We start from the raw sequence: 15,540 nt of genomic DNA, 5'->3' as shown, positions 1-15,540 counted from the left end.
CGCTCGGTGGCCCTCTGGGTCAAGGACGCGACGGGCCGGTAGCCGTGGCCGCCTTCATCGCCGCCCAGAGGGATACCTACCGGGTGCCGCAGGCGCTCAGCTGCCGGGCGCTGGGGGTCAGCCAGGCGTGGTTCTACAAGTGGCGCCACGGCGACGCCTCGCCCCGGCACGCCCGCCGCGAACAGCTGAAGATTGCGATCGCTCGATGGTTCGCCAAGCATCACAGGACCTATGGGTCGCCGCGGATCACCGCCGACCTGCGCGACGAGGGCTGGCGGGTCAGCCAGAACACCGTCGCCGCCCTGATGCGCGAGCTCGGTCTGCAGGCCCGGCGCAAACGCCGCCGCAAACAAACCACCCGCCCGGGCCGGGGGAAGTGGCGGGCACCGGACCTGATCCGTCGTGATTTCCCTGCCAGCGCAGCGAACCGCAAGTGGTACGGCGACGGCACCGAGATCAAGACCGACGAGGGCAAGCTCTACCTGGCCAGCGTGCTGGACATGGGGTCTCGGCGCATCGCCTGTGTTCAGCCTGGGGGAACACCACAACGCCGAACTCGCCTACAACGCGCTGGTGATGGCGGTCGCGGTCCGTGGCGGCAAGGACGCTATCGCCGGGGTGATCATGCACACCGATCAGGGCAGCGAATACACCGCCGGCACCGTCCGGGCCGCCTGCACCCGGCTCGGCATCGCCCAGTCCATGGGCCGGCCCGGCTCGGCACTGGACAATGCCGTGATCGAGTCCTGGCACTCCACCGTGGAGTTCGAACTGCACAGGCTCGAACACTTCACGACCAGGACCCAGGCCCGCACTCGAGTGGCCGCCTGGATCGAGAACTACAACCACGACCGGCGCCACTCCGCGCTCGGCATGCGCTCCCCGATCGACTACGAACTCACCCACCCCGCCCACGACCACGAACCGGAACAAGCAGCATGAACGACCGGCTTCCCCGCACACCGAGTCTGACCTCGTCCTCCCCGGCGTCAATTCCCAGCCCTCCGGGTGGCCTCCGGCCAGCCTTGACCCCGACTCCGGGCGAGCTCCCCAGCCAACCAGCGGGAGACCGGGCCAACCGAAACAACAAATCTCAAGTCTCTACAGTTTCAGGGGATTGCCGCACATCCCTAGCCGGCCTGTGGCGAAATATCGGCATCACCGGAGTACGTCGACCCAGTTGTCGCGTGGGAGGACCAGCAAAACCTCGTGCACTCATGGGCGCCGCCAGGCGTGCTGCAGCGGCTCGCTGGGCCGCGATGTGATCCCGCGTCGTGATGCGCCGTCCCCTTCGCGGCACCGACAGTTGACGTCAGATCTGAGCGGCCCTCTTGACATCCTCAGCAGACTAAGAATACTTAGGCATATGCCTAAGTATTCGGGCGAGACCGCCGGTGACGCCGAGCTCGACCGGATGTTCCGGGCACTGGCGGACGGTACCCGCCGGGCGATGATCGCCCGGCTGGTCTACGGGCCGGCGTCGGTGAGCCAGCTCGCCGAACCGTTCGGCATGGCGCTGCCCACGGTCCTCCAGCACCTCCGGCTGCTCGAGGAGGCGCAGATCGTGTCGTCCGAGAAGGTCGGCCGGGTGCGTACGTACCAACTCGTGCCCGACGCGCTGGTTCCGGCCAACGCCTGGATCGTGGGCCACCGCCGCCCGCAGGAACGCCGGCTCGACCGCCTGGGCGACTACCTCACCAACCATCACCCAACGCAGGAGGAATGACATGACCGACCGTACCCAGACCCACGCCACGTTCGTGCTCGAGCGCGAGTACCCGGTTCCGGTCGACCGCGTGTGGGCCGCTTTCGCCGACCCCGAGATCAAGGGCAAGTGGTTCGGCAGCGACGACTTCGTCTACGTCGCGCGTACCGACGACTTCCGGGTCGGCGGCGTGGTGATCGACGACGGGCGTCAGGGCGAGGGCGGCCCGCTGTCCCAGTTCCGCGGCACGTATACCGACATCACGCCCAACGAGCGGATCGTCTACACGTACGACATGTGGCTCGACGGGGTGCACGCCTCGACGTCGATCGCCACGATCGTGTTCGAGCCCACCGACGACGGCGCCGGCCAGGGGACCCAGCTCACATTCACCGAGCAAGGCGTCCACCTCGACGGTGTGCACGGTCCGGGGCCGGATGCCGCGGCCGGTCGCGAGTCCGGCACCGCCGGCCTGCTCGACGCGATCGGGAAGCTGTTCGCCGCCGTCGGCTGAACCCGTCCACGGAGGGGCCTACAGGGCATGAGCCCCGACCCCGAGTGACACAGGTCAAACCCAGACCTCTACGCAGGACCCAGTGACGATCTTTGGCGCGAAGGTTCCTGTCAGACAGGGGCGGCAAGAGGTCGACGAGACTCTTCGCTGGCTCGCAGAGAGGTGGTCCGACGCAACTGTGTCGAGCTTCGACCTCGTGGCCGCGGATGTCAGCGGGGACCTAGCGTATGCGATTGGGTTCGAGCACATCGCGAACTCCGTCGTAGGCGTCCCCGTCGAGCCCTATACGTTGCGGGTCACCCACATCTTCCGACGTGAGAACGGCGAGTGGAAGCTGGCGCACCGCCACGCCGATCGCGTCCCGGACGACCAGACCAAGTCGCCGGGATCATCGCCAGGTTAGAGGCGAGAACTCGATCCGCATGCGCCTCGAACTGGATCTGTCAGAACGCCCGCTCATGCCGCGGACAGTGAAAGAGCGAGCTGACGATGACAGCGAAACTACTGACAACCGCGGCGCCGGGCCAAGGCCGGGCCAGTCGAGGGCTAGTCGAGACGTGAGCAGGCATGGCCGCGATCCCAGCCCGCGAGCTCGAAGGCCCAGCCCGTCAGGAGCACGTGCGCATCCCGCATGTCCAGTGCAACTGTCTTGTAGTGCCGATCGGGAGCGCCATCGCGGCGCTCCACGACGTACCGCCCGTCTCCGAGCCTGAGGCCCTGCGCGTACGTCTGCCCGCTCGGTTCGGAGGTCCGCTCGACGATCAAGAACTCGGCCCTGCCGGCTTCGACGTCCGAGAGCAGCAAGAACAAGCCGTCTTCGGACGGGTCCTCAAGGGTCTCTCCGCTTTCCGAAATTGCGCGGAGTATGGGCTGGTGCATGCGGGTCACTCTGCCAGACCCACCCGTTGAGACGTCCTCTCATGCCGCGATTCGCGCGGTCATGCCGATGCAGCGCGCGGCATGGTTGGCAGCGGCACTCCAGCACTCCTTGCCTGCCACGTTTTCCCGGGACTCAGAATGCTCGCTCGCTGCTCGATGGGCCGGTGGGAACTGTGGGCACGTACTCGAGGCGCCGCAGCTGAGGTCGATCGCCGGCATTGGTCACGGCGGCTCCGCCGCACGCGACAACGACCATGGTCGAGCCGGACTGTCGGGGCGGTCGATCGGACGCGGGATCGCGGGTTCGACGACTTGGTGGGCAGATGGCAGAGCGTTCATCGGCGTTGGGGCCAGCGGCGGTTCAGCTCGTGTGATCAGGTTGAACTATTCGGGCGGATCGTCCGTGTTCATCTGTACAGGCCTCGGCTCGCACAGGCCCACGAGTGTAGGGCAGGTCAGGACATGTCATCGCAGCCTACGGCAACCGGTTCATTCCGTTCGTTCGGTGTCAGCGACCGCACGCTGATCGCATGGCGACTACTTAGTGCGATCATGTTGCTGGTGATGGGCGGGATCCATCTCTACCTCGTGTTCTACGGAGTAGGCGGCTTGCTTGGCGCGCTGTTCCTGCTCAACGCGGTTGGCGCGCTCGTGCTGGCAATCGCGGTGACCGTGCTGCGTGGGCGGCTCCTGGCGCTGGCAACGGTACTGAGCCTGCTATTCGTGGTGGGCACGCTGCTTGCGCTGGTGCTCGCGCTGACCGTTGGATTTTTTGGCATTCACGAGGTCTTAAGCTTCAAGCTGGTGCCCACCACACTGGTGGTGGAGTCCATCGGCACGATCATATTGGCGGTAACAGCCGCGCTCGTGTTGCGGTCGCGACGAGCACCCTGACGGCGCACTTACCGGCAACATCACACCTTGTGCCTATGGCTCCGATCATCGGAAGCGCCGATCATCGTCGTCGTATCCATGGGCACAAGCAACGGACACTGATCTGCCGCGATCCGCGCGCTCGTGGTCGCGGGCGGACACCAGAAGACGAGAGGTTACGGTCGCCTGGTGACCTACGAATTCGACCTTGTTGCAGAGAGTGGGGAACTGCGCTTTGTCGGGCGCGGCTTCGAGCGGGCCACGTTCCTTCTGTCCGAATTCCAACCTGCTACCCCGGGGGAGCCTTGTCGGCACCCCGCCTGCGCGGATCAGGATCCTGGCGCTGGGAAGCACCACAGAGATCGCACCCGGGCTACTTGCCGACGTCGAGGCACTCGCAGGGACGCCGCTTCGATACGAACTGTTGGACTAAGCCGCCGCGTTCGCTCACGCCGCGATCCGCGCGCTGTCATGCCGATGTCAGATCGTTGATCGCCGCCGTCGGTTGCACGCTCCTGATGTGGAACTCAGGGGCGCTGTTGGGTTCATCGGCGGTTAGCCTACGGCGGGTTCAACTGAAGTCGCTCAGATTCCATCGGAACTGTTCGTCGGGCTCGTCGCGCCGATCCAAGATGCCCGCTCGGTATAGCGCCAGCAGCGCGTCATGGAGGCCGTTGCCCATCGGGTTGTCGGTCCAGAACGTTCCCTTGCACGCCCAAAACTCTGAGGGCAGCGGCACCCCGATAGCGCGGGCCAGAAGCCATGCCGCGACATCCCAGTCAACCCACTGGTCTGTCGCATCCGAGAATGGAGGTTCGCTCACAGAGGGATGCTCGCACATGCCGCTGTCAGCGCGCGGTCATGCCGGTGCGCGGCGTTGGCGACGGCACGGGAAACTCTTACTCCGTGCCAGGGCTACTTACGGAGCATTGTCCAGAGTGTGGGGCCGTCTTCTGGGAGTGAGATCTCCTGGATCACGGCGAAGCCAAATCGCTGGTAGAGCGGCACGTTCCTCAGATTGCTGCTCTCCGTATAGGCCGGCCCGCCAATGCTTGCCAGGCGGCGCTCCAGCAACGCCGACCCGACGCCTCTTCCCGGCGTCGAGGCGCCGAGCTGCGCGAGATACCAGAACTGTCCGGCCGGCCTCGCCCGCGTGAAGGCGCGCTCCAGTACAACGCCGCGGCGGAAACCCGAGCCCATCCCAAGAAGCAACCTCGACAACCCCATCAGCCCTTGTCGAAGTGACAAGCTGTGGCCCGGTGGATCCCACAAGGCAGCCCCCACCGGTTGACCGTCGTCCAATGCGATGTCGGCGCAACCGGGAGCGGCATGCAGGTGAGCGGCATGAGCTCGAAACATCTGAACGTCGCCGCCTGCCTTCGGCATGAGCCAGCGGACCACGGGATCGGCGACGAACGCAATGGCCAAGACCCTGCTGATTGCAGTCTGGTCCTGCGCCGTGGCTCTGCGGACCTCCAGCATAGCTAGGACTCTATGGGGCGCAGCCTCGCCAAACGAGAGCAGACTCGAACATCCGCACCTGCCGCGATCCGCGCGTTCGATGAGCGGCGTGCGCGCAAGGGAATGATCGGGCGTGCTGGCTGGCGTTGCAGTTACGTCTGCATGGCGACGTGGTGGAAGGCCTTATTGGCTCGGCACTCGCTTGACCCGAACCTGGCCGGGCATCGACCGAGCGGTCCGAGCGGCCGGCCCATGCACGGAGAACTCGGAGTTGAGATATAACGGACATGCCTTGTCGTTTCGTCTTCGGTGAGCGTTGGTGATCCGGCACTGGCTACGATCGCAGAATGACCGAGACCATCACTCCTCGGCAGCTTGCGGCCGAACTGAGCGTCAGCGACCGGATCATTCGCCAGTGGCTTCGCGACCAAGGATGGCAGAGCGTCCCCTACGCTCGCTGGGAACTTACGCCCGATCAGGCTGACCAGGTCCGAGCCCGCTTCCGCCGCTGATGTGTCCACCGGCGGCCTGAGGCTGCTGCACGGACCGCGTTTGAGACGCACGCTCATGCCGCCCGAGCTCACTCACATGCCGATGAGCGGACACGCCGGGGGTGCTAGCTCGCGAAGACTTCTGAGGCGAATTCCGCGTCGGCCTTAGGGTCGACGGCCAAGTGCCAGTGCGCCGTGATCTTCCCGTCCCGCAGGTGGTGGACGTCGACATACTGGCCGGTGTGGCTGCGGTCCCCGAACGTGAGCGTGCTCTCGTGGAGGATCACGGCGTGCTCGTCATTGGCCAAAATGTCGTGGATAGCGACGCTCATCTGCATGCCCGCGGTCTGGAAGACCTGGCCCAGGAAGGCCATGACCTGGTCGCGTCCGCGGCATACGCCCTCCATGCCCGAGGTGGACTCGTACCAGGTGATGTCGTCGTCCAGCAGCGCCGCGAATGCGGCCATGTCTGCCTTGTCCATGGCCTCGTAGGCCGACCGGATGACAGCGGCATTCGGGTGCTCGCTCATAGCCTCTCTCCTCAGTTCAAACCGTGTCCTGGTGTGGTGCTCGCCCTTGCCCCGGCCACGACCTGGCTTGGCAGTGGGCCACGGACCAATGCGGCTGGATCCATGCAATCGACCCTGCCGACGACCACAGGCGAAGACATCACTTGATCAAGTGATGTGCCGTGCCGCCGAATCGACAGGATCGCAGTCCGCCGCGTAGTCGCCTGTGGCGCGCGACGGACCGCCCGCTCATGTCGACAGCGATCCGCTCACATGTGGGCCGGTACACCGCCCAGCTCGTCACTGCGACTGTTGAGCCGGCGGTGGCTGGCGCGGTCGCCTCCGGTCCCTCGTGCGCACAGACGCGGTAGTGGTCGGGGTTGACGCCGGCGGCGGTGCAGACCGCCCCCTGATCGTGGGTCGGAGTGGGCCAGCGGACGGGGGAGTTGTAGCGGCGGCGTGGAGCCATTCGTGGAGCGAACTGCCCGATACGGATGAAAAATACGGGCACCGGAGAGAGGTTCCTTGCAACGAATCACGCCTGAACACGGTAGATGTGACGGTGACTTTCCTCCTCGTAATGAGCAGGTCGGTTCGACTCCGACAGGCGGTCCGCTGTGATGTCTCAGGACATCCCGTACAGGTGAACCCACATATGGTGGGTTCACCTGTTTCCTTTCCTGACTTGGGTCACGTTCGGGCAGGCGCGAGCCGGGCAGTGCGCTGACCTGCAGGTGTTGCAATCACCCCTTGAGCCCGCCCGCGAACTTGCGCACTAATCGGGGCCGCAATTCTCCTGATCAAGGCCGATCACCGCCACCGTCGACAGTTGCTCCAGGCAACCATCGGTGCAGCCGGGTCGCCCTGAACCGGGTGTCAGGCGAGCCGCTCGATGTAGGAGGTGCGACTGGCGAGGCCACGAAGGCTCTGTTCAGCGTCTATCCGCGCAGCCTTTAAGGCGTTTGCGGTACCAAAGGACGTCCGTTCCGGATGGGAAGTCCTCGACGCAACCCACTAGTTCGTAGCCGTTCCGCTCATAGAGTGCCCGGGCCTGAAAGGCGTAGGTGAAGTGGACGGTCTGCGAGCATCCGCGGGCTGCCGCTTCGGCTTCGGCGGCGGCGAGGAGCCGCGTCGCGAGGCCGCGCCTGCGGAGACTCGGCTCCACCCACAGGCTCTGCAGTTCGCAGCAGTTGCCCCAGGTCCACCCGCTGATGCCGGCGACGACCGTGCCGGCGTCGCGGACGAAGATCGCCAGGTCGGCTTCGCCGCCGAGTCCCATGGCGGCGGACGCCTCATGACGGATCTGCGTTTCGAGGACGTCGATGTCGAGCGGATCCGGATGATCCTCGATGTGGAACTCGACAGCGGTCGGCTCGTCAGACACCGGCGATCTGCTCGATCAGCGAGATGTCGTCGAAGTAGGTCCGGAAGGACCGGATCTTCCCTTCGCGGAAGTCGGCCACGGTGACGCCGGGCAACTGGACGTGCCGTCCTGTTGCTTCCAGCACGGTGTCCCCGAGCACGAGTGGCCCGGTGTGGTCGGATTCGACGAGCCATTCGGCGAATGCCTTGTTGCCTACTTCGTCGAGTCCCCGGAACGTGATCACGACGTTGGAGAACGCTTCTTCACGGAGGGCGGACAGGTCAGCGAGTGCTGCCAGCCCGAACACGGTGGCGTATGGTGACCAGCCGACGACGTCATCGGTGAACAGGGTCTTCAGATCTGCCGATGCGCCGCCGACCTCGGCCTTGAGCGCGTTCGCCAGCACCTCTTTGCGAGATCCACTCATTTCAGCCCCCTGTTCCTGCCGGGAATCGATCGATTCGGCATCTTCTGGCAATCGGGCACGCGTTCATGTCCCGAGTATCTTCGCCTTGGCAGCGGTGAACTCTTCGTCTGAGAGCGCGCCCGAGGTGTGCAGCTGTGCGAGGTGTTCGATCTCGTCGGCCGGGTCCGCCGGAGGGGGCGCATATTGCGCCTGGTCATCGGCCGGTGCCTGGTCGTCAGCGGGTGCCTGGTCGTCGGCGGGTGCCTGGTCGTCGGCCTGCTGCTCGTCGGCCTTCTTGGTCTCGTGGTGAGCGATCGCCGCTCCGGCAATGAGCGCGCGCCGCCTTGTCCGTCGCCTGAAACCCATGGGAGAACTCCTTCCCGTGCGTCCGGCCGACCTGCGTCGGTCCGGACAGTGCGCGTCCATCGCCGCATCACCAGTCGACACGAGCTATCCGCACCAGCCACGTTGCCGCACCGGGCCGTTGTGCACACTACCCAGATGGGGTGATTCGCGTGATCGTGATAGCAGCCCGGCGGGCCGCGGCGCTCGCGATTTCTGTCACGGGCGCACTCGGTTGTGTGCGCCTCGCGAGCAGACTCTGAGGTCCGCTGTGCACTTGGGCAATCGCCGCTATCGGTCGTTCTACGGGTGTGAGCGGCGTTCAGGTCCCGCCGACAGTGGTGGTGGCCAAGGTCCTTGGGCGAAGAGTTGGCGAGGACGGCGAACAGGTTCTCGCCCAGTGTCTGGCTGATGTCTGCAAGCGACAGCGGATGGTAGCGAAGGTCGTGACGCCGCTGGGGCGGCGAGCATCTCCTCGGGGAACAGCCGATGACATTCCCGGCGCACCGCCGGTTCGGCCTCTTGCCGACCCGGGTCGAAACGAAACGCCGCTGTCCCGTCCAACAATCCCGGCTGCCCGGCCGCCACATCCACCGTCATCGACCGCTGCCGGTCTGGAGCCGGATCTACGCGTAGTTCCTGGCCGATCCATGCCCTCTAGGCGGGCATTTGGCGCCCGCGAGAACACCAATCACCGGCGGGGCTACGATGCTGGCGTGCGGACGCCGATCAGGAACCCGCCGGACCCGATGTATGCGGAGTTCGAGGTACACCGGACGATGATCTGTGACCGCGTCCGCACCGGGGCCTTCCGGCGTGCGATCGAGTCGGTGGTGCGCCCCGGCGACATCGTTCTCGATGTCGGGGCCGGAAGCGGCATCTTGAGCGTGTTCGCGGCGCGGGCGGGTGCCGCGCGCGTCTACGCGGTGGAGCGGACGTCGGCCGCCGTGCTGGCGCAGGAGCTTGCCGCCGCGAACGGGGTCGCGGAGATCGTCCAGGTGATCCACGGCGACGTCATGGACCTCGAGCCGCCAGAACGTGTCGATGTGATCGTCTCGGAGTGGCTCGGTGGGTTCGGGATCGACGAAGGGATGCTCGTTCCGGTCATCGTCGCCCGTGACCGCTGGCTCAAGCCGGGTGGGGTCATGATCCCCCGTTTGGTCACGGCGTGGGCCGCGCTGGTGCATGACCGCTACCTCGCGGAGATGGTGGAGTTCCTGCGGGACAACCCGTACGGCCTCAGGTTCGACGACCTGATCGAAAAGACCGTCAACGAGATCTTCTATTCCGGCACCTTCCGTCACCTCGCGGCGCACGACAGGCGCTCCGAGGTGAGCCAACTGTGGGCGACGGACGCCGGCCTGATCCCGCTTCAGCAGGCGCAGGCGCCTCACCAAGCCGAGGCGGTGCTGCCCGTCCTTGACCACGGAACGGCCAACGCGCTCGCACTGTGGTTCAGCGCCGAACTCGCGCCCGGCATCTCGCTGTCGGTGGGACCCGGCGATCCGCCGACGCACTGGGGGATGACGACGGCCCCGCTACGCTCGCCCGTGGAGCTCACGCCCGGTATGTTCGTCCGCGCCAGAGTGAGGACCGCCCCAGCCCGGTCGGCCGGGACATGGACTAGCTGGGCTGTCGCGCTGCCAGGCGCCGACTGGGAGGAGCACGACGAGCAGGCGGTCTGGCAGGAGATTGACGACTGAGCAATCTCAGCAACCGCCAGGGGGCTCCCCGGCGGCGCAAGCGTGTCGCCGGAGCGCTCTCATGGCTGCCCTTCCCGCGGGTTCGGGCACCAGCACGGAGTTGTCCGCCCGGTAGGGTAGTTCGTCCCTGTCAGGAGCCCGTGGATCTGGCCTGCTCTTCCTTGCTCGGGGGAGGCAAGAGCTCAAAGCTGACGACCACCGGTCAATGCTCGTCGGCGAGGAGTACCGCTAGGTGGCGGTGAGCGTGCCCGTCGCCCGATCCTCCAAACCGGCTACCTGCTAACGGATTTGCTAACAGGACCTGTGGACGGCCGTAGACGGATCCCCCCGATCCGAGCCCCTGCACGCTCTTCCAAGCGGGCTACGTCCGGGGGAGTGCTGCCCCCGAGGTGCCCCCGGACGGCCCGGAACAGCCGTCAACGAACTGTGACCAGCGAGCATCTTCGACACTCGGGATCGCGGGTCGCTCGGCTGTCTGCGCCTGTGGTGACGGACTCGTAATTAGAAGGTCGTCGGTTCGATTCCGACAGGCGCCTCCACCCCTGGTCAGAGGCAACTTCGAGTCTCGGCGTTTCGTCGTTCCTAGTTGCGGTCGCGGCGATGCCCTGTCCTACGGTCTCGGTCGGAGGTCGTTGTCTCCACGAACCAACATCCTGACCCGGCACCATCGCGGAGCCGCTGCTGCGCAGTACCGGCAGGGGGTCAGGAGATGCGATAGAGGGAGCCGCCGGCGGAGATTCCGACGGATGTGCGGACTCCGCCTACGGAGAGGTCGACGATAGTGGCTGTGCCGGATGTACGAACCGCGTAGGTGACGCCTTGGGTCGCTCCCACGGGGACGATGAAGGAGAGAATCGAGGCGGAGTAGCCGGACCGGGCGAACATCAAGGTGGGGGCCGGGTTGCGGGTGGTGATGTTCGGGTAGTGCCAGCCCTGGATGGGGCTGGTCTGGCCCTGCTTGATCAGGATGGCGCCGGCCGGGAGGGCTTGCTTGTAGGGCACCTGGAACAAGATCGTCCGCATCGAGTCGCCGGTCTTCATCGCCAGCGCGGTGGTGCGGGAGTAGACCGTGGCCTTCTGGTCCGACGGCAGGTGCCACAGCGTCTGGAACTGCTGGGCTGTCGTCGAGCTCGCTCGGTCCAGCGACATGATCAGGTCTGGGTTCTTCAGCACGAGCACGTCCCGGGTGCGGTTGATCCCGACGCCCGGAACGTCTGTGAACTCGTAGAACTCCGACGTCGTAGAAACCAGGGAGCGTGTCAGCTTCGTTGCCGGGTATTTCTCCGCCGACAGTGGTGTCGTCATTGTGCTGGCCGAGAACTGACCTTTGGCCCACGTGCGCCAGACGTCGTTCTGGTAGCCGGCGTGGCCACCGGTGATGAGGATGTCGCGGCCGCGGGCGGTGTACGTGATCCCGGTGTGGTCGCTGTGGCCGTGCATAGCGCGTGAGGGCCCGAAGCGGATGCTGTACGTCGACTCCTGCGAGAATGGGCGCGTCTCTCCCCAGCCGCTCCGCCCGAAGATGTAACCCGCGGAGTACACGCCGACGCGCTGCGGCGGGACCGCTCCCTTGGTGCCAAGGGATCCCGCGTACTCCGTGGGGGTGTCGGCGAACTGGTTGGTGCTGACCACTTCGGAGTCGCCGATCTGGGGCAGCTTGCCGTGCGAGTTCGTGGCGAGCGCGAGCCAGTTCGCCAGCAACGCGCGCCGCGAGCTGATCGTCGTACCCGGGTCGGTTCCGCATTCCTGCAGAGCCGTGACCGCTCGGCCCCAGAGCGAGTAGTTGAACTGCGCATACGCGGTCGACTGCTCGTTGGTCGATCCCTCTGCGTCGATTGAGGTTGTGATGCCGGCGGCGAGGCGGTCCTGGGCGGTCTGCTTGTAGTCCGCGCGATCCAGCGTGCAGCCGACGCCGAACAGCGCGATGCTCTCGTCGGTGCCGTGGTTCCAGGCGCCGCTCCAGTTCGCGATCAGGAACGAGGCGTGGTCGGTCAGTGCCTGGTCGAGCCAAGCGTATGCCGGTGGCAGTGTGGTTTGCCCGAGCCCGGACAGGACTGCCTGTCGGATGCAGAGCAGCACGTCGGTCCGGTGCATCGTGGACTCGTAGGCCCCGATATCGCTCTTCCACGAGTACGGGTTGTCCGTGACCCAGTCCTTCGCGATCGTGGTGACACGATCCATCGCGACGGTGTCACCCGTGCCGGCGGCGGTGATGCCCTGGCCGAGCCAGCGCAGCGAGTGCAGCCACATGAACCAGCTGGGGTTGTTGTACGGGTTGAGCCGTCAGTTGATGTTGCCGTTGCCGTCGCCCACCTTGTAGGGCGCGAAGGTGCTCCAGGCGTAGGTGTCCTTGAGGAGGTTCGCGACCGGGTTCGGGTCGTCGATGGAACTGTAGCCGGGGCAGGTGTACTTGCCGGCTGTCAGCGACGTGGTGGTGGACGTCTTGATATCGGTGGCAGGTGGAGCGGTCGGCGGGATCACGTTGCTTCGACCCGCCTCGAACTGGGCAAACTTCGGCTCCGGCAGATCCGGCGTGACGGCAATCCCGGCCGACGGAGCGGCGGACGACCCACCGGTGATGGTGAGGGTCGCCACAACAGCGGCGGCCGAGGCCGCAGCGATCCAGCCGACCAACTTTGCAGACATGACAGCTTCCCCACCCTGTAAGACACTGATGCCGCTCCCAGCGGCCTGACCACCCCGTGGCGCCCCGCAGCTCGGCGACCGCTCGCCCCAGTACCGATGCGAAGCTTCATGGTTCTGTGCGAAGTTCGCAATGTCAAAAGCTGCAACCACCTCCCCGCAGTACTTCGCCTGTCAGGTCGCAGCTCCCGAAGCACCGTCCGGCTCTCGTCAGGCGCGACTCGTACCTAGACCGTCGATCTGCACCAGCTTGCCGCTCGACGTCACCTTCACCACCACAGTGCCGCTGCGGTAACCGAAGGCCGGCAGCGCGATGACTGCCCGGTACTGGAGCTTCGCGTTGTAGAGGCTGACGGTTCCGACGGCGACGTTGTTGACGTACACCCGCACCGAGCCACAGGTCGGACACTTCGTGGCCACGATGGCGACCCGGCTGAGCGCTGCTCCGGTGCGGCTGAGGTAGACACCCGCCTTCGTCGTTACGGTGGCGGTGCCGCGGTAGAACACGCTCGACGTACTGCGCGTCCATCCGCTGGATGCGCCCATGGATCGGTCGTCGAGCGGCGCGGCGGCGCAGCTCACGGTGGACCAGGCGCCGACGTTGCCGAGCGCACATGCCGAATTCCGGGCGTTCCGATCACCGTCGAAATGCGGCCGCCAGCTGGCTGATCACACCACAGGCCGGCTCTACGGAGCCAGGCCTCATCGCGGCTTGCTTGTGACCTATGCCCCTGTCGCCTCGCGACGGAGTGCGCACACGCTGACGGTAGAAGTTGCGTCGTGGGGAGGTGATGGCGGTGCCTCGGATTGTGGGTGACATCGTCGTTGAACGGCGTCGGATCCCAGCTTCGGCAGAGGGAGAGACATGATGAGATCGCGCGACATCCACGCCACGACCGCGGGGATGCTGCTCATCGCAGCGACCGCCGCGAGTTTGGTGGCCACGGCCCTCTTGGGGTCGCTCCTCGACGGGCCCGGCTTCCTGGCGGGCGTGTCCCAGCACCAGGATCGAATGCTCACTGCGGGACTCTTCCAGCTGGTGGCAGCCTTCACCAGCGCAGCCATCGCCATCTCGTTCTACCCCGTGCTGCGGACATACGCAGCCGGCATGGCGCTGGGATCCGTCGGCTTCCGGCTCATCGAGGGGGTGTTCTATGCCCTCTCGGCTGTCGGCACGCTGGTCCTGGTGGCGTTGTCGGACCAACTGTCGGCGAGCGGAGTGATCGGCGCGACTACGCAAGCATCGGGCGAGCTGGTACGCGACCTGCGCGAGGCTGCCGCAGTGGCGGGGGTGTTGGCCTTCTACACCGGCGGAACCCTGTACTACCTGGTCTTCTTCCGGTCACGACTGATCCCGCGTTGGCTGTCGATCTGGGGCCTTGCGGGTACGACGTTCGGAGCCATCGGTGCCCTGCTCGTCCTGTTCCGAGCGATCGACACCATGTCGGGTCCGCAAGTTGCGCTAAACGTCCCGATCGGTGTGCAGGAGATCGTGCTGGCAGTCTGGCTTATCTGGAAGGGATTCAGCACGACCGTCCCGGCACCGGTTGCTGATCCGGGTACGCCCCTGACCCACGCTCGGGCTTGACGAAGTACGACGCCGCTTCTGACGGATGCGCGGACAAGTAGCCGCGATCCGCGCGCTCATGCCGATGACAGTTCCCGCGCGTCGGCTGGCACATTCGACATGGCCGAGGCCGGCTGACTCTGTCCTGTCGGCGCGCTGGGGCAGGACGACCGCTCGTCGAGGCGCGCGGAGGCATCGCACTGGACGTGCGTGCGGTGGCCGACAGGATAGGTCCCGCAGCGTTCGATGCCGACGGCATGCACCTGACACGTGCGGCTTACGAGGAGCTGGTGTCGGAGATCGCCGACGCGATCGAAGCGAGCACCCAGTGAGATCCCTCCCGGTGGCGTGATCGACGCGCAGCGCAGGTTCCCCCGGAGGCCACCGAGGGACCGACCACGAACCACCCTGCCAAACCACGGAGTCGTGGGCTGGGAAACGTACGCATCTACCGCCGAGGGTAAAGCCCGCAGCCGATGTGCGGATGTCCCCAAACCGCGCCGGGCGGCCTAGCGTGAACCCACGGTGACAGCGACGACCCGGAGGCGACCATGGACCAGGAAGAGATCTGCGCGGAGATGGATCGCGTCCGAAACGACTACCGAGATCTCGTCGACACCGCCACAGTCGCCGAGCTTCGCAAGCCAACCGACGGCACGAAGTGGAACAACGAGCAGTTGCTGTTCCACATGCTCTTCGGGTACTTACTGGTGCGGAACCTGAGGATTCTCGTCTGGGGGTTTTCCCGACTACCCGACGGCGCGTCCCGGCGGTTCGCCGCGCTCCTGAACGCCGGCGCCCGCCCGTTCCACGTCATCAACTTCGTTGGCTCCCTGTTCGGTGCGCGCACTCTGGGATACGCCCGGATGGAGCGGCTCATGGACCGCGTGCTGAGCAACCTCCAGACATCGCTGCGAACACGGCCGGAGCGTGTACTGGACCGAGGCATGCATTTCCCAGTCCGTTGGGACCCCTACTTCACGGACTACATGACACTGCGGGACGTCTACCACTACGCCACCCAGCACTACGACCACCATCGCAAGCAACTGACCCTCGCGAGCGTTCGGGGGTCGTGAGGCTC

Annotated in this window: 19 protein-coding genes and 1 pseudogene; 10 read left to right on the top strand and 10 right to left on the bottom strand. The window is 65.9% G+C overall.

The features are described from left to right. Window positions 1-44: 44 nt before the first annotated feature. The 5 genes and pseudogenes from OG555_RS42790 to OG555_RS10325 all read left to right on the top strand — a co-directional run. Window positions 45-287 (top strand): annotated as a pseudogene (locus tag OG555_RS42790) (IS3 family transposase); the annotation flags it as partial. Window positions 288-522: 235 nt separating this feature from the next. After that, window positions 523-942, top strand: coding sequence for an integrase core domain-containing protein (locus OG555_RS10340; RefSeq protein ID WP_329482600.1), 420 nt, complete (start codon window positions 523-525; stop codon window positions 940-942). A 424-nt stretch (window positions 943-1,366) separates the two neighbouring features. Next, entirely contained in the window at window positions 1,367-1,726 is a 360-nt protein-coding gene (locus OG555_RS10335; RefSeq protein ID WP_329482599.1) for an ArsR/SmtB family transcription factor, read from the top strand. A 1-nt stretch (window position 1,727) separates the two neighbouring features. Continuing rightward, window positions 1,728-2,219: an SRPBCC domain-containing protein gene (locus OG555_RS10330; protein ID WP_329482598.1), complete on the top strand. Its 492-nt coding sequence runs from the start codon at window positions 1,728-1,730 to the stop codon at window positions 2,217-2,219. An 82-nt stretch (window positions 2,220-2,301) separates the two neighbouring features. Further along, entirely contained in the window at window positions 2,302-2,622 is a 321-nt protein-coding gene (locus tag OG555_RS10325) for a YybH family protein (RefSeq protein ID WP_329482597.1), read from the top strand. A 143-nt stretch (window positions 2,623-2,765) separates the two neighbouring features. Here OG555_RS10325 and OG555_RS10320 read toward each other — a convergent pair whose 3' ends face one another. Further along, complete coding sequence (locus OG555_RS10320) at window positions 2,766-3,029, bottom strand: hypothetical protein (protein WP_329482596.1); 264 nt, start codon at window positions 3,027-3,029, stop codon at window positions 2,766-2,768. Between the two features lie 531 nt (window positions 3,030-3,560). Here OG555_RS10320 and OG555_RS10315 point away from each other — a divergent pair. Next, entirely contained in the window at window positions 3,561-3,992 is a 432-nt protein-coding gene (locus OG555_RS10315; protein WP_329482595.1) for a hypothetical protein, read from the top strand. A 550-nt stretch (window positions 3,993-4,542) separates the two neighbouring features. On the opposite strand, the gene OG555_RS10310 is transcribed toward OG555_RS10315, so the two are convergent. Together OG555_RS10310 and OG555_RS10305 are read right to left on the bottom strand one after the other, a co-directional pair. Beyond that, window positions 4,543-4,794, bottom strand: coding sequence for a hypothetical protein (locus tag OG555_RS10310; protein ID WP_329482594.1), 252 nt, complete (start codon window positions 4,792-4,794; stop codon window positions 4,543-4,545). A gap of 92 nt (window positions 4,795-4,886) precedes the next feature. Then, on the bottom strand, window positions 4,887-5,453 hold the full coding sequence (locus OG555_RS10305; RefSeq protein ID WP_329482592.1) for a GNAT family N-acetyltransferase: 567 nt from the start codon (window positions 5,451-5,453) through the stop codon (window positions 4,887-4,889). 326 nt (window positions 5,454-5,779) lie between these two features. Between OG555_RS10305 and OG555_RS10300 the strand changes: the two genes are divergently transcribed. Further along, window positions 5,780-5,944: a hypothetical protein gene (locus OG555_RS10300; protein WP_329482591.1), complete on the top strand. Its 165-nt coding sequence runs from the start codon at window positions 5,780-5,782 to the stop codon at window positions 5,942-5,944. A gap of 104 nt (window positions 5,945-6,048) precedes the next feature. On the opposite strand, the gene OG555_RS10295 is transcribed toward OG555_RS10300, so the two are convergent. The 4 genes from OG555_RS10295 to OG555_RS10280 all read right to left on the bottom strand — a co-directional run bounded on the left by OG555_RS10295 (window position 6,049) and on the right by OG555_RS10280 (window position 8,567). Continuing rightward, a complete protein-coding gene (locus OG555_RS10295) occupies window positions 6,049-6,453 on the bottom strand; it encodes a nuclear transport factor 2 family protein (RefSeq protein WP_329482590.1) in 405 nt (134 codons plus the stop codon). Between the two features lie 910 nt (window positions 6,454-7,363). Continuing rightward, entirely contained in the window at window positions 7,364-7,816 is a 453-nt protein-coding gene (locus OG555_RS10290) for a GNAT family N-acetyltransferase (protein ID WP_329482589.1), read from the bottom strand. After that, complete coding sequence (locus OG555_RS10285) at window positions 7,809-8,222, bottom strand: nuclear transport factor 2 family protein (protein ID WP_329482588.1); 414 nt, start codon at window positions 8,220-8,222, stop codon at window positions 7,809-7,811. Before OG555_RS10285 ends, OG555_RS10290 begins: the two co-directional genes overlap by 8 nt. 63 nt (window positions 8,223-8,285) lie before the next feature. Beyond that, window positions 8,286-8,567: an SHOCT domain-containing protein gene (locus OG555_RS10280; RefSeq protein ID WP_329482587.1), complete on the bottom strand. Its 282-nt coding sequence runs from the start codon at window positions 8,565-8,567 to the stop codon at window positions 8,286-8,288. Window positions 8,568-9,259: 692 nt separating this feature from the next. Between OG555_RS10280 and OG555_RS10275 the strand changes: the two genes are divergently transcribed. Then, entirely contained in the window at window positions 9,260-10,246 is a 987-nt protein-coding gene (locus OG555_RS10275) for a 50S ribosomal protein L11 methyltransferase (RefSeq protein ID WP_329482586.1), read from the top strand. Window positions 10,247-10,948: 702 nt separating this feature from the next. On the opposite strand, the gene OG555_RS10270 is transcribed toward OG555_RS10275, so the two are convergent. The 3 genes from OG555_RS10270 to OG555_RS10260 all read right to left on the bottom strand — a co-directional run bounded on the left by OG555_RS10270 (window position 10,949) and on the right by OG555_RS10260 (window position 13,435). Next, window positions 10,949-12,496, bottom strand: a complete 1,548-nt coding sequence (locus OG555_RS10270; RefSeq protein WP_329482585.1) for a heparinase II/III domain-containing protein — start codon at window positions 12,494-12,496, stop codon at window positions 10,949-10,951. 33 nt (window positions 12,497-12,529) lie between these two features. Next, on the bottom strand, window positions 12,530-12,892 hold the full coding sequence (locus OG555_RS10265; protein WP_329482584.1) for a hypothetical protein: 363 nt from the start codon (window positions 12,890-12,892) through the stop codon (window positions 12,530-12,532). A 207-nt stretch (window positions 12,893-13,099) separates the two neighbouring features. Then, window positions 13,100-13,435, bottom strand: coding sequence for a hypothetical protein (locus OG555_RS10260; RefSeq protein WP_329482583.1), 336 nt, complete (start codon window positions 13,433-13,435; stop codon window positions 13,100-13,102). A gap of 319 nt (window positions 13,436-13,754) precedes the next feature. On the opposite strand from OG555_RS10260, the gene OG555_RS10255 reads away from it, so the two are divergent. Together OG555_RS10255 and OG555_RS10250 are read left to right on the top strand one after the other, a co-directional pair. Then, on the top strand, window positions 13,755-14,477 hold the full coding sequence (locus OG555_RS10255; protein WP_329482582.1) for a DUF4386 domain-containing protein: 723 nt from the start codon (window positions 13,755-13,757) through the stop codon (window positions 14,475-14,477). 530 nt (window positions 14,478-15,007) lie between these two features. After that, complete coding sequence (locus tag OG555_RS10250; protein ID WP_329482581.1) at window positions 15,008-15,535, top strand: DinB family protein; 528 nt, start codon at window positions 15,008-15,010, stop codon at window positions 15,533-15,535. The last annotated feature ends 5 nt before the right edge of the window (window positions 15,536-15,540 follow it).

Origin of the sequence: Kribbella sp. NBC_01484 (assembly GCF_036227145.1) — a bacterium.
GTDB lineage: Bacteria > Actinomycetota > Actinomycetes > Propionibacteriales > Kribbellaceae > Kribbella.
The sequence above is the reverse complement of the archived record's forward strand: the minus strand, read 5'-3'. Positions and strand labels throughout refer to the sequence as shown.

Coding starts and splice junctions, on each gene's coding strand:
- OG555_RS10335 (WP_329482599.1), top strand. CDS start 1,367: ATGCCTAAGTATTCGGGCGAGACCGCCGGTGACGCCGAGCTCGACCGG.
- OG555_RS10330 (WP_329482598.1), top strand. CDS start 1,728: ATGACCGACCGTACCCAGACCCACGCCACGTTCGTGCTCGAGCGCGAG.
- OG555_RS10315 (WP_329482595.1), top strand. CDS start 3,561: ATGTCATCGCAGCCTACGGCAACCGGTTCATTCCGTTCGTTCGGTGTC.
- OG555_RS10305 (WP_329482592.1), bottom strand. CDS start 5,453: ATGCTGGAGGTCCGCAGAGCCACGGCGCAGGACCAGACTGCAATCAGC.
- OG555_RS10300 (WP_329482591.1), top strand. CDS start 5,780: ATGACCGAGACCATCACTCCTCGGCAGCTTGCGGCCGAACTGAGCGTC.
- OG555_RS10295 (WP_329482590.1), bottom strand. CDS start 6,453: ATGAGCGAGCACCCGAATGCCGCTGTCATCCGGTCGGCCTACGAGGCC.
- OG555_RS10285 (WP_329482588.1), bottom strand. CDS start 8,222: ATGAGTGGATCTCGCAAAGAGGTGCTGGCGAACGCGCTCAAGGCCGAG.
- OG555_RS10280 (WP_329482587.1), bottom strand. CDS start 8,567: ATGGGTTTCAGGCGACGGACAAGGCGGCGCGCGCTCATTGCCGGAGCG.
- OG555_RS10270 (WP_329482585.1), bottom strand. CDS start 12,496: ATGTGGCTGCACTCGCTGCGCTGGCTCGGCCAGGGCATCACCGCCGCC.
- OG555_RS10265 (WP_329482584.1), bottom strand. CDS start 12,892: ATGTCTGCAAAGTTGGTCGGCTGGATCGCTGCGGCCTCGGCCGCCGCT.
- OG555_RS10260 (WP_329482583.1), bottom strand. CDS start 13,435: ATGGGCGCATCCAGCGGATGGACGCGCAGTACGTCGAGCGTGTTCTAC.
- OG555_RS10255 (WP_329482582.1), top strand. CDS start 13,755: ATGATGAGATCGCGCGACATCCACGCCACGACCGCGGGGATGCTGCTC.
- OG555_RS10250 (WP_329482581.1), top strand. CDS start 15,008: ATGGACCAGGAAGAGATCTGCGCGGAGATGGATCGCGTCCGAAACGAC.